General features: G+C 59.3%; 12 protein-coding genes. 2 read left to right on the top strand and 10 right to left on the bottom strand.

Translation table 11 applies throughout. The features are described from left to right. Positions 1–40 precede the first annotated feature (40 nt). Positions 41–1471 (top strand): PLP-dependent aminotransferase family protein, encoded by a 1431-nt coding sequence (locus tag J5M72_RS22220; protein ID WP_169431823.1) that lies wholly within the window; start codon positions 41–43, stop codon positions 1469–1471. On the opposite strand, the gene J5M72_RS22215 is transcribed toward J5M72_RS22220, so the two are convergent. The 10 genes from J5M72_RS22215 to J5M72_RS22170 form a co-directional block, all read right to left on the bottom strand. Further along, positions 1468–2277, bottom strand: coding sequence for an N-acyl homoserine lactonase family protein (locus tag J5M72_RS22215; RefSeq protein ID WP_207867108.1), 810 nt, complete (start codon positions 2275–2277; stop codon positions 1468–1470). The two genes, J5M72_RS22220 and J5M72_RS22215, sit on opposite strands and share 4 nt — an antisense overlap. A gap of 14 nt (positions 2278–2291) precedes the next feature. Further along, positions 2292–3251: a diiron oxygenase gene (locus tag J5M72_RS22210; RefSeq protein ID WP_207867107.1), complete on the bottom strand. Its 960-nt coding sequence runs from the start codon at positions 3249–3251 to the stop codon at positions 2292–2294. A gap of 67 nt (positions 3252–3318) precedes the next feature. Next, on the bottom strand, positions 3319–4077 hold the full coding sequence (locus tag J5M72_RS22205; protein WP_169431826.1) for a TauD/TfdA family dioxygenase: 759 nt from the start codon (positions 4075–4077) through the stop codon (positions 3319–3321). Positions 4078–4097: 20 nt separating this feature from the next. Beyond that, a complete protein-coding gene (locus tag J5M72_RS22200; RefSeq protein WP_169431827.1) occupies positions 4098–4970 on the bottom strand; it encodes a branched-chain amino acid aminotransferase in 873 nt (290 codons plus the stop codon). 32 nt (positions 4971–5002) lie between these two features. Next, entirely contained in the window at positions 5003–6355 is a 1353-nt protein-coding gene (locus tag J5M72_RS22195) for a lysine 2,3-aminomutase (RefSeq protein ID WP_207867106.1), read from the bottom strand. 23 nt (positions 6356–6378) lie between these two features. After that, complete coding sequence (gene yfcF / locus J5M72_RS22190) at positions 6379–7023, bottom strand: glutathione transferase (RefSeq protein WP_169431829.1); 645 nt, start codon at positions 7021–7023, stop codon at positions 6379–6381. A gap of 215 nt (positions 7024–7238) precedes the next feature. Then, on the bottom strand, positions 7239–7724 hold the full coding sequence (locus J5M72_RS22185; RefSeq protein ID WP_169431830.1) for a cupin domain-containing protein: 486 nt from the start codon (positions 7722–7724) through the stop codon (positions 7239–7241). 78 nt (positions 7725–7802) lie between these two features. Beyond that, a complete protein-coding gene (locus tag J5M72_RS22180) occupies positions 7803–8294 on the bottom strand; it encodes a RidA family protein (RefSeq protein ID WP_169431831.1) in 492 nt (163 codons plus the stop codon). A gap of 38 nt (positions 8295–8332) precedes the next feature. Then, positions 8333–9601: a biotin carboxylase gene (locus tag J5M72_RS22175; RefSeq protein ID WP_207867105.1), complete on the bottom strand. Its 1269-nt coding sequence runs from the start codon at positions 9599–9601 to the stop codon at positions 8333–8335. A gap of 22 nt (positions 9602–9623) precedes the next feature. Next, positions 9624–10724 carry a hypothetical protein gene (locus J5M72_RS22170; protein ID WP_207867104.1) on the bottom strand — a complete coding sequence of 367 codons (1101 nt, stop codon included), beginning with the start codon at positions 10722–10724 and terminating at the stop codon, positions 9624–9626. Between the two features lie 123 nt (positions 10725–10847). On the opposite strand from J5M72_RS22170, the gene J5M72_RS22165 reads away from it, so the two are divergent. Further along, complete coding sequence (locus tag J5M72_RS22165; RefSeq protein WP_169431834.1) at positions 10848–12260, top strand: PLP-dependent aminotransferase family protein; 1413 nt, start codon at positions 10848–10850, stop codon at positions 12258–12260. The last annotated feature ends 7 nt before the right edge of the window (positions 12261–12267 follow it).

Here is a 12267-nt window from a genome sequence, read left to right as displayed (position 1 = left end):
TTTCCAGCCAACGACGAGTGGTGCGTTTGCTGAGGCTCTCATGAATACCCCACCCCTCTATCGGCAACTCGCCAATCACTATCTCGATGCCATTCGCAGCGGCACCCTCAAGGCAGGCGAACGGTTGCCCTCGATCCGACTGATGATGGAAAAACATGCCGTCAGCCTCTCCACGGCAGTGCAGGTGTGCCGAGAACTGGAACACCAGGGCGTGCTGGAAGCCCGTCCACGTTCGGGCAACTTCATCCGTCAGCCCGACAAATTGCCCAAATCGCCAGCCATTGCAGCCCCGTCACCTGTGAGCACCGACGTGTACGTCGGCATTCATGAACAGGTGTCGTCGGTGCTCAAGGCCAGCCAGGGTCTGTCGATCAAAGTCAATTTCGCCAGTGCCTACTGCGCGCCCGAACTGTATCCACTGAAGATCCTGCAGGCCCACATGACCAAGTCCCTGCGCCTGGATCAACACCTGCTCGGTGCTCCGGGTTCTGCCTGTGGCAACACGCTGCTGCGTCAGGTCCTGGCGCGCCGCGCCTTGGCCAGCAAGGCCAATCTGCCGGCCGAGCGCATCGTCATCACCAACGGTGCAACCGAGGCGATCAATCTTGCGTTGCGCGCAGTCACTCAACCCGGCGATATCGTGGCAGTGGAATCTCCGACCTTCTATGGCCTGCTGCAAATCCTTGAGAGCCTCAATCTGCGGGTGCTCGAAGTGCCGACAACCAGCGACACCGGCCTGAACCTCGACGTCCTCGAACAATTGCTCGCAGGAGCAAAACCGATCCGCGCGCTGATCGTCATCCCCAACCTGCAGAATCCGTTGGGCAGCATCATGCCCGACGCCCACAAGGCGCGGCTGGTCGAGTTGTGCGATAAACACGGCACCGTACTGATCGAAGACGACACCTATGGCGATCTGGTGGATACCGAGCAACCGCTGTCGACCCTCAAGCACTGGGATCGTAACGACAACCTGATTTATTGCGCCTCACTGAACAAAACCCTGGCACCGGGCATTCGCCTGGGCTGGATAAGCGCCGGGCGCTGGCATGAACGTGTAGAGATGCTCAAACATACGCAGTCGCGTGGTTGCGAGGCATTGTCTCAACTGGCGGTCAGCGCCTTGATGAAAACGCCCTCCTACGAACGTTATCTGCGTCGTTTGCGCAAGACACTCACCGGGCAACGCCAGCAAATGAGCAGCGCGATCCTGCGTCATTTCCCCGCCGGTACTCGGGTCACGTCACCTCAGGGCGGCACGTTGCTGTGGGTGGAACTGCCGCGGGAGTTGTCGGCAATGAGGTTGTTTCACGACGCGTTGAAACTTGGTATCCAGATCACGCCAGGTGACATCTTTTCCAACGCCAAGCGCTTCGGTCACTGTGTGCGTATCGGTTGCGGCGCGCCGTTTTCACCGCGTATCGAGGACGCGGTGAAAACCCTTGGACGACTGCTGGAGAACCAGTACTAGCCAGCAGACAACGGCGGCAGGTGCAGACAAATGATGTGCGGATCACCGTTCCAGTGAACGAAACGCTCGGCGATCAATGGATCGTGACCGGGAATGACATGGTCTTCACCGTCCGCCAATTCATCGATCCGATCGAACGCCTCAAGCGTGCGCGCCAGATCATCGAGGATCGGAAACGGACTGCGCTGGCGGATGTTGGCCCACAGGTGGGCGGCGTCGGAGGCCAGTACGATCCAGCCGCGCTCGGTGAACACCCGCACCACCTGGCTGCCGGGTGTGTGACCGCCGACCGGATGCAGGGTGATGCCCGGCAACACTTCGACACTGCCGCTGTGCAAACGCAAGCGCCCTTCGAACAATGGCGGCAGGGCCGACATGACGTCCTCGACCTCGTAGGTTTTGTTGAGGGTGCGATGGGTCATTTTCGGCCCGGTGCAGAAACGCAGTTCAGCTTCCTGCAAATGCACCTTGGCATTGGCAAACAAACCGATGTTGCCGGCATGATCCCAATGCAGATGCGTCAGGATCAATTGTTTGACTTGCGCAGGATCGATATCCAGTTGCCGCAGGGAGTTTTCTGGCCGGCGATACATCTGACGATCACGCCGTTCCGCCGTGGCAGGCTGGAAGCAGGTATCGACCACGACCACGTGCTCGGCATTGCGAATGACCCAGAAGTAATAGTCCAGCGGCATTGGCGCATTCGGGTCACCGCAGCAGGCGTCGTAAAGAAAGCTCTCGCGGGCTGTGCGTTGTGCATTGGCCCCGACACGGATGGCAAAAACTTCGTACTCAGGAACAGACATGTTCACCTCCCGATTCAGGCTGCCGCTTCGGATTTGAGCGTCGGGCGGAAATCAAAATCGATCTGCGCGCCGATTCCCAGATCTTCGGCCAGACGATGCAATCCGCTGTAGTCGCGCATGATGGTGGCGTTGCGGTTGCTTTCACGGGTTTCGTCGATGATCTGCCTGGCTTGCTCAACACCGAGCTGGCTCAGAATCGCCTCCCACATCGAGTAGTCCTGGGCCACGAATGCGCTCAATGCCTGGGACAGGGTGCGGGTGAAAAACGCTCGCTGTTCCGGCTGCATGTTGGCGTACATGACCTTGGCCACTTCGGCCAGCACCTTGCTGTGGGCATATTCATCCCGATTGTGCAGTTCGGCGACGAGTCGATTCTGAGGTTGGATGCTTTGGTCATCCGCCAGCAGGTCGAGGAAGGCGTTGACGCTGATTTCTGCCACGACAGCAAACGTGATTGCAGCCATGTCCTGCTGCCAGGGCTCACTCAGTTCCTGTTGCAAGGCCTTCAGCCGCAGATACGTGACCGACGGAGGCAGGTCAAGCATCGCCCCCAGTTTGCGTTCGGCGCGGGTACGCTCCACAGCGCGCAGGTGCATCAGCGTGTGGTAGTGCTCGTCTATCAGTGCCTGCTGCATGGCCTCGCGAAAATGCCAGTCGTCCGGACCGAGGTACTGGTTGGCAATGACGCTCAATGCCGGGTTTACCACCAGTTCTTCGGCAGTGACGGTGCGCAGGTTATAGCCAATCCACCCCCAGGTGAGCACGCTGCTCTTGAGTTCTTCACTGAGCGCCTGAAACGCCGGGTGATGGAAGAACGGCACCAGCCGCTCGGGGTAATCAGCACGGGTCGGGTCGAACGCCTCGCTGACATCCGCCTTTGCCGGCGAACACACCGTAGCCCGTTTGCTCCAGGCCTGATTCAGACGGATCACCAGTTGATGATCGACAGAGACGATCTCGATTGCAGTTTCCATGACGCGATACCTGTAGGACGCGTACCTGTTGCCAGGTACGTCAATGAAATTAAGAAAGTCGCAAAACTCAACCCAGCCAGTAGCGAACAAGGTGTCGCGCCGGATCGCTGTAGCGGCTGCGAGCATGGATCATTCGCCAGTTGTCCCAGATCAGCATGTGCCCGTCAGGGATAAGCACCGGGGTGTTGTGTTCAAGAAAGTACGCCTCGCCCAAACGGGCAAAACGGGCCAGCGGGCTATCGCTGTTGGCGACCTGTGATTGCTCCAGCGCTTGTTTCGAAGGGTTCACATCGCCGTAATGAAACTGGTTGTAGCTGAAACGAAAGACGTCGCCCTTCTCGGCCGGCGTGAGGATGTACTCCAGCACACGGCGCTGCCCTGGCTCACCGGGCTTGGCGGTGGCGACAAACTCCACCGGAGTATCGTGAATCCACTCGCGCAACTCTGGATCGTCCTGCTCCAGTGATTGGAGAAACTCGAGGCCATCCACCAGCCCCGTATGCCCGCCACCACAAGTGGCCTGGCGCAGACAATGCAGCGCGAGGTAGCGCGGCGGCGGACCATAGACCGGAGCCTCGGTGTGCGGGCCGATGCCATTCATGCTTTGCGAATAAGGCAGATCCTCATAACCCGGCTTGCGGGTGATGGCGAACGCCGTTTGCCCGTTGAACTGCGGAATGATCGGGCCGAACGCCTGCAAAACGCCCTCGACATCGTGCGCAAATTCGTTGGGGGTGAGCACCGTCCAGCCGCGTATGGCCAACTCTTCTTGACGAAGGTCCAGCGAAGCTTGAGGGGCGGGCACAGCGAATCCTTGGTCTGACATGGTGGCAGTCCTTTTCCGGTTCAGGCGTTAACGGTTGAGGTGTAGGCCGCAATCAGTTCGCGGCATGCGGCGCCAGGTTCGAAGCGTTGTTGGTCGATGCTTTGCACGGGGGTAATTTCAGCGGCGGTGCCGGTGAGAAAACACTCATCGAACTCGCCCAGCTCCGAGGGCACGATCGTTCGTTCGATGACCTGATAGTCCAATGCCCGCGCCAGTTCGATCACGGTCTGGCGAGTGATGCCATTGAGGAAACAATCGGCCGTTGGCGTGTGCAGCGTCCGGCCTTTGACGAAGAACACGTTGGCGCTGGTCGCCTCCGCAACATGCCCACGCCAGTCAAGCATCAGTGCATCGTGATAACCGCTGTTCTCTGCATCGTGCTTGCTCAATGTCGCGATCTGATAGTGCCCGGACGCCTTGGCCTGGAACGGGCTGGTGTCCGGTGGCGGCCGACGCCACAGTGCAGTCTTCAAACGGATGCCAGCCATGCGTGCCGCCGGATCGAAATAGCTCGGCCATTGCCAGCAGGCAATCGCCACATGGACCCGGTTGAAACGTGCGGAAGTGGAAATCATCTCGCTGCCGCGCCACGCCACCGGACGCAGATAGCCGTCGATGACCGAGTTGCGCCGCAGCAACTCATGACTGGCGTCTTCCAGCGCCTGCGGCGTAAAGGGAATCGTGAAATCCATCCATTGCGCCGAGCGATACAAACGCTCTGTGTGCTCACGCAGCTTGAATACTTTTCCCCCATAGACTCTCTCGCCTTCATACACGGTGCTGGCGTAATGCAGCCCGTGACTGAGCACATGCAACCGTGCCTGCGACCACTCGACGAACTCGCCGTCAAGCCAGATCACGCCTTCGCGCTGATCAAATGGAATTGCGCTCATGTCCCTTCTTCTCCCTTTGACAATCAATCGTCCTAAGCGGTTTGCAGCAGCACCGGTATCAATTCAGGCGTGATCGCCGCTTCGGTCTGAAAGAAAAAACTCCGCTCGCCGAACGCCGGTCTCAGCTCGTCAAACCACGTGGCGTGGGGATCGAATGCGGCATAAAACGTGCGCAGCACCCACTGCGGGTTGCGGGCCTGGAGAAACTGCAACACGAAGACCTTTTCCCCGGCGACGGTTTCGATTCCGTTGATCAGAACCTTGCCGTAAAACGTGCTCATCGATGGCCCACGCACAGTGCGCGCCAGACCCGAGACCGTGCGATAGGCTGCCTGAAAGATCTCGAACGCCCGGGCCAGCGGCATTGCGAAGTAGTGGCTCGGCCCGGTATCGCGTTCGACGAACATGTAGTAGGGAATCGCCCCCAACCGCACGCCCTCCGTCCACAGTGCCGCCCAGTCCGCCGGCGCTTCATTGATATGGCGGATCACTGGAGCCTGCATGCGCAGGGTTGCGCCGCTTGCACGAATATTCGCCACAGCCTGTCGGGCGATGTCCTGACGGATTTCCGCCGGATGGTTGTAGTGCCCCATGATCGACAGGTTCTTGCCGGCGGCCACAATCCGCTCGAACAGTGCCAGCAACTGCGGCGCGTCCTTGTCGCTGACGAACCGCTGCGGCCAGTACGCCACCGATTTGGTGCCGATGCGGATGCTCTTCAGATGCGCCAGTTCCAGCAGCGGTTCGATGTAGGACGCCAGTGAGCGGGTATTCATGATCATCGGATCGCCACCCGTGATCAGCACATCGGTGACCTCGGTGTGCAGCGTCAGATAATTCACCAGCTCCTGGGATTCCCGGGCGTTGAACTTGAGTTCTTCTTCACCGATGAACTGCGCCCAGCGGAAACAGAACGTGCAGTAGGCGTGACACGTCTGACCGGCGCCGGGGAAAAACAGAACCGTCTCGCGGTACTTGTGCTGAATGCCCGGCAGGATTTTTCCGTCGAGGCTGGCGCCATTGTGTGTCAGCTGTCCCGCAGGATGCGGATTCATTCGCCGCCAGATCCCTTCGATGCAGCGCTTGATCGCGATGGAATCATCCTGCTCGATCAACCGTTTCAACGTGTCGTATTCGTGAGCCAGCAGCATGTCTCGATGCGGAAAGGTCATGCGAAAGATCGGGTCGTCGGGAATGTTGTCCCAATCGATCAGCGTGCCCAGCACATAGTCGTTGGTGCGAAACGGCATGACCCGCGCCACCACGTCCATGGCTTCCTGCAACGCCGGCGTCAGTCTTTGCCAGTACGACGTGTCGCGAATGCTGCGTGAGTTGTAGGGTTTGTAGCGTTCAAATTGCGACGGTCCTTGTTCGAATCCCTGCATGGCGATACTCCTGGGCGCGATGATCAGGCTTGCAGCGGCGCGACGCGCGGCTGATCCAGCCACGCTTGCACGCTGTCACGCTGCCATTGGCGGCGTACGTATTCGGCAAGCCGCTCGGGCAACGGATCACCATTGGCCAGCAGCCGGTTGAGCATGATCGCCAGGTCGATATCAGCGATGCACCATTCGTCAAACAGGTACTCGCTCCCTGTCTTCAGCAAAGTCTGGGCAACGAACAAGAGGCGTTGCACAGCGCTCCGGGCGTCGGGGGACAATGGCGTATCACGCGGTCCGAAGTAGATGAGGTCTGCCGGACGCTCCTTGCGGATGACCAGCAAATCACTGCGCAGCCAGGCTTGCAGCTGTCGGGCCCGGGCACGATGGTGGATGTTCTGTGGCAGCAGCTTCGGATGGCCGGGGGCGATCTCGTCGAGGTATTCGACGATGGCGGACGATTCCGACAGGGCGAAGTTTTCATGAACCAGTGTGGGAATCTTGCAGGTCAGCGAAAGATCTCGGTAAGCCGACTGGTAGTTCTCTCCCGACTTCAGATCAACACTCACAAGTTCAAAGGAAAGTTGTTTTTCCTTGAGCCCGACAAAGGCCGACATCGCAAACGCGCTGACGAAATCCGCACCGACATATAACTTCAATCTTGAACTATTCACGCATGCGCTCCCCTATATAAACGCGCTCGATCGCACCACTAAAAGCGGGCGCTTCGTTAATATCGAACGTCTTGCAACCAATCCTAATTAGTTGCCAGGAGGCTGAATAGATACAGAAATGCCTTGTTTGCATCGATACAGAAAACGCGCGCAAAGGCTCAAACTCCAGACAAAAAAAAGGGAGCCATTGGCTCCCTCGCAGTTGCAATCCGATATCAGGCCGGGGTGGTGATCAGCCCGTGACTGTCGGCAAAGTTGGACAACAATGCCATCTGCGGCATGTTGCTCAGATTCAGCATCGCCAGGGGTTCCTCCCCCTCGACATTGTCGAAGCCGTGGGTGTTCCAGGCCGGCACCAGCAACACATCGCCCGGTCCAACGGCCACTGGCGCGGCATCGCCGAGGGTCAGGTAACCGCGGCCGGACTGAATGATGAACAGGTGCCACCAGGCATGGGCATGCCCCTTCAACTGGACGCCAGGGTTCAGCCATTGCATCGCCATGGCCATGCCGGGTGCCACCTCGCAGCCAGCCGTATCCGCTGCCGATGTGAGCGCCACGATATCCACATCCTCACTCGCCAGGGCCTGGCGCTCGTTCGTCAGTTGCGTGCGGGTCCAGACTTTCGGACTGAGCGTTTGATGATGAAGACTTCTTCTAAAGTCTTTGTAAGAAAAAAAATCGCCACGGATATCGTTCATCAACTCCAGCCTTCCATCCCTAAAAGTCGCGCCACATTAGTTCAGAGCAACGCCACTGTAAAGTTGCGACGGCACAACTTATAACGCGGTTGGACGCAATGCTACGATCATGTCCACTTCAATCGCCGCATTCTTTGGAAGTTGATAAACACCCACGGTTGTCCGTGTATGTTTACCTGAATCGCCGAGTACATGACTGAAGACATCGGAGGCGCCATTGGCAACTTCGCTCAGGTCGACGAAGTCCGCCGTGGACTTGACGTAGACCGTCACTTTCACCAGCGACTTGATTTTGTCCAGTGAGCCAATCGCATCAACGATCAGGGCCAGGCAACGCATGGCACTGATACTCGCTGCCGCCTGGGCCTGGCTCATATCCAGTTCAACGCCGACACGCCCGGGATACTGAATCTTGCCATTCATGCGCGGCACCATACCGCTTACATACAGCTCATCCTGATGACGCACGAGCGGTACGTAATGGCCTCCGGCAGCGTTTTCACCATAGATGTCATAGCCCAATTCCCGGGCCAGTCTGATGAAGCGCTCATCACACGTCTCTTTCTCCACAGCGTCACCCTCTGACTCATTACTACGAAAAATGCGTTTCAACCCGCCATTGCCAGCGCCGTGACCTCAACCTGCACCTCGACGGCTTCGGCCAGTCGCTGCAAGTCGTCACTGAGTTGTGTGTAGTCACTGTTGAACAAAATGATGTGACCGATGAAGGCAGTGTTGTCCTTCACCTGCGCCGTCACAGAGTCGCCGACCTTGCGGGCATACACCGCCTCGATCAGCTCGATCCCGAGGCTGCGGGCCAGCGCATGGATATCCGGCATCGAGCGCAGGATGCCGTCGCGCGGCGCGCGCAACAGGCGGATTGCGCAATGACCACGGGCCACTGGCGCATGAGGGGCAACCTGCCCTTCGACGGCCCAGCGCACCCAACGCTCCCACGGATCGAAATCACTGAAGGCATGACGCGCCAGATCCCAGATGTGCATGCCGCCGGGGCGCATGTTGGTTTCCACCGCCGAACTGAAACCATCGCGACGCAGGAACACCTCGTTGTGCCAGGCACCGTTGTCGGTCGACACCAGATCCGCCATGTGCTTTCCGGCAGCGATCAGGCGCGTGTGCAACTGATTCGCCAGCGGCGCGGGTACCACTTGCTGGATCTCGGCACGATAAGCACCTTCGGTGGTCGTTTTCTCGGTGATCCAGGTGCTCCCGGCGACGTTGTCCCAGCTGTATTCACGTGCGCCCTCGATCAGCTCTTCGAGAACGATCCCGCCATCGCGATAGGGTTTGAGGGCCTGCCATGCCTCCTCACACTCGGACGGATGATGGATCACCCGGCAACCACGGCTCGCACCTTCACAGGCGGGTTTGATGAACGCCTTGCCGCCCAGCGAGACGACCCGCTCACGCAGTTGCGCGAGGTTTTCAATACGAGTCGAGGCAACCGGGCGATAGTCCGCCGGAGCAGCATCGGCGGCGGCTTCGAGGCCACGAAAAATCTGTTTATCGAGTCCCGCCCGCGCCTGTGCTGCGGTAATGCCGGGCAATCCGAATCGCTGCGCCAGTGCAGCGCCGAGCAAGACGCCGCGATCGGAAAACGGCAGCACACCGAGCAACTTCCAGCGATCTGCACTGAGGCAGCCGCTCACCAGTTCCACGGCATCGGACAAGTCTTTTTCGGCAAAGGACGTGGTGCAGACGTGATCGGCAACCCGGTGATCATCCTTGTGTATCTGCTCGACCAGAAGCACCAGTCGCGCGTTGTACAGACGATGGCTCAGATCGCGCAGTTTCTGGATATCGTTGATCCGGTTGCCGTTGTAACCGACCACCACCAGACAAGACGTCGTACTCATAACCCCTCCTGCATTCCGTGAATCATTCGTGCAACGCGGCGTTGGAGCGGCGAACCATCCAATACCAGGCCAGAATCCCGCCGGCTCCGATCAGCGCCAGCAATACCGCGTTGAACGGCGCCGGTACCACACGCATGACCAGTACCGTGAGGCCTGCGCCGACACCCAGCGAGACTTCCTTGACGAACATGTTGTTCTGCTTGACCGAGAAGTAGTCGAGGTAGCTGAACGCGCACTCGGCCACCGACAGCAGCGCCACCCAGACAAGGGCTCCGAGCAGTGTTTCGACATGGAACAGCGCGGGCGAGGAAAGCACGGCAAAGCCACCGGCGATGATCGCGATCACGGTCAGCACCTTGAAGCGCCCGGTGCGCTCGATCAGCTTCATCACGGGCATCTGTGCAAACACCACCACCGCACTGTTCAGGATCAGCATCAGGCCGTACCAGGCTGGCAGCTCACCGGTCTCAAGCAGGATGGCTTGCGGCAGGATCGAAAATACCCCGAACAACTTGATACCCATGATGATCCCGGCGACCACCCAAGGCAGCTTGTTGCGCCAGCCGCTGCCCTCATGCGTCACCGCAGGTGCGACGCCTGGCGCGGTGGTGAACGTGGCACCGAAGGCAATCGGCAGGCACAGCAACACGAATGCGGCCGCCCCCAGGAAAAACATCGTCGGGGTCAGCAGCGGCGAGAGCAGGATCAGCCCTGCCACCAGACTGCCCATGTTCATCGCCACCCGGTTATAGGCCGCACCTTCTTTGGTCTGCGCCGCTTCACTCTTGATCAGATAGCCGGCAATGGCGATTCCGTAGGCGAACAGCGCTGCGGCAAACATCACCACACCTTGTTGACTGGTCAGTGCCAGCAGCACCAGCCCGAGACCGGCGCACAGCAGCGTCACGCTCAGCGAGCGCCGTCCCAGAATCAGCAAGGTCAGCGGCAGCAACAGCAGCAGGGCGCGATAGCCCAGCGCCAGAATGCTGTTGGTGGCGGTATCGAGCCAGACATTGGCCTTGCCCAGCACCGCGAACAGCGAGACAGCGGTGATCATGCGGATCACGAACAACCGCACGTTAATGACCGGTTTGGCGACTGCAACCGTTGTTTCAATACTCATTGAAAGCCCCTGACCAGCAAACGTCGGAAAGTCTGTCAGGCGATGGTAGAGACGCAGGTCACTTTCGGTCAGAGCAAGTTCGTATAGAATCCAACGAAGTTTACTGCTGGGGAGACCAGTAAAATGCAGGTTCAACGCGCCGTGATCGCCGCGATCGAATTCCAGCCGGGTGCACCACTGGTGCAACAGATCGTCGATCAGTTGTCCCGCGCAATCAGCAGCGGCGCTCTGCCACACGGTGCCCGATTGCCCCCGATTCGTGAGCTTTCAGAGCTGATGAATGTCGGCAAATCCACGGTGGTCGATGCCCTTGACCGCTTGCGGGCCAAGGGCCAGGTTGTGTCGCGTCAAGGCTCCGGGCACTACGTGCACCGTTCGAGCAGTTCGCAGCCCGGCAGTCGCGGCCCTGATCTGCTGCCCCAGGACACTCTCAGCGTCGTTCGCCGCGCCTTGTTGCTGGACAACGGCGCATTGCGCCCGGGCTGCGGTTTCCTGCCCTCGTCCTGGCTGCCTGCCGAAGAACTGCTCAAGGCCGTACGCGGTACTTTGCGCGCCACCACCCTGCGTATGGGTGAATACGGCGTTGCCGGCGGCTACCTGCCCTTGCGTCAGGCATTGCGGGTAAAACTGGCGAGCTTCGGCATCGAGGCGCCGGTGGAGCAGATCATCACGACGGCCAATACCATGCAGGCGATTGACCTGCTGATGCGCCTGCTGATCAAACCCGGCGATACGGTACTGCTCGATGATCCCTGTTACTTCAACATGCACGCCAATCTGGCATTGCACGGCGCCAGGGTCATTACCATTGCCCGCGATTGCGACGGCATGGATCTGGAAGCCTTCGAACAACTGCTGATCGCCCATCGACCGGTGCTGTACATGACCAACAGCACCCTGCACAACCCGACCGGTCACTCCTTCTCCCCGGCACAAGTCTATCGTTTGCTGGAGTTGAGCCATCGTTATGGCTTCCACCTGGTCGAGGACGATTTGTACTGCGATATCCAGCAGCGCCGCACCCCGCGACTGGCGGCGAGCGGACTGGACAACGTCAGTTACGTTTCCGGTTTCTCGAAAACCCTGACCGCCAACAGCCGGGTCAGTTATGCGGTGCTGTCAGCACCACTCGCTGCACGGATGATTGCGCTGAAAATGGCCTGCGGCGGCGTCACCTCCGAACTGGCCGAGCAGATTACCTGCACCATGCTCAGCGATGGCAGCTACGCCAGACACACGCGGCGCACGGTAGATCGCCTTTATGAATCCAACAGCCGGGTCGCCGGCTGGCTGGTCGAAGCGGGATGTTCGGTGTCATCGCTACCGGGGGAGGGTCTGTTCATCTGGACGCGTCTGCCCGAGGGCAAACATGCCGAAACGCTCGCCCGCCGGGGTCTGGAAAATGATCTGGTGCTGGCACCGGGCACCCTGCTGAGCAAAGCGGCGGATGCCGACAACTATCTGCGCTTCAACGTCGCGCACAGTGATCACGTGCAAGTGCGTGAACGGTTCCTGCGCTTGCTCGACGAGAAATAACGATCAA

This window comes from Pseudomonas sp. 58(2021), assembly GCF_017491585.1.
GTDB classification, from domain to species: Bacteria; Pseudomonadota; Gammaproteobacteria; order Pseudomonadales; family Pseudomonadaceae; genus Aquipseudomonas; species Aquipseudomonas fluorescens_BT.
Note: the sequence above shows the minus strand (reverse complement) of the source record. Positions and strands in the feature narration are given on the sequence as shown.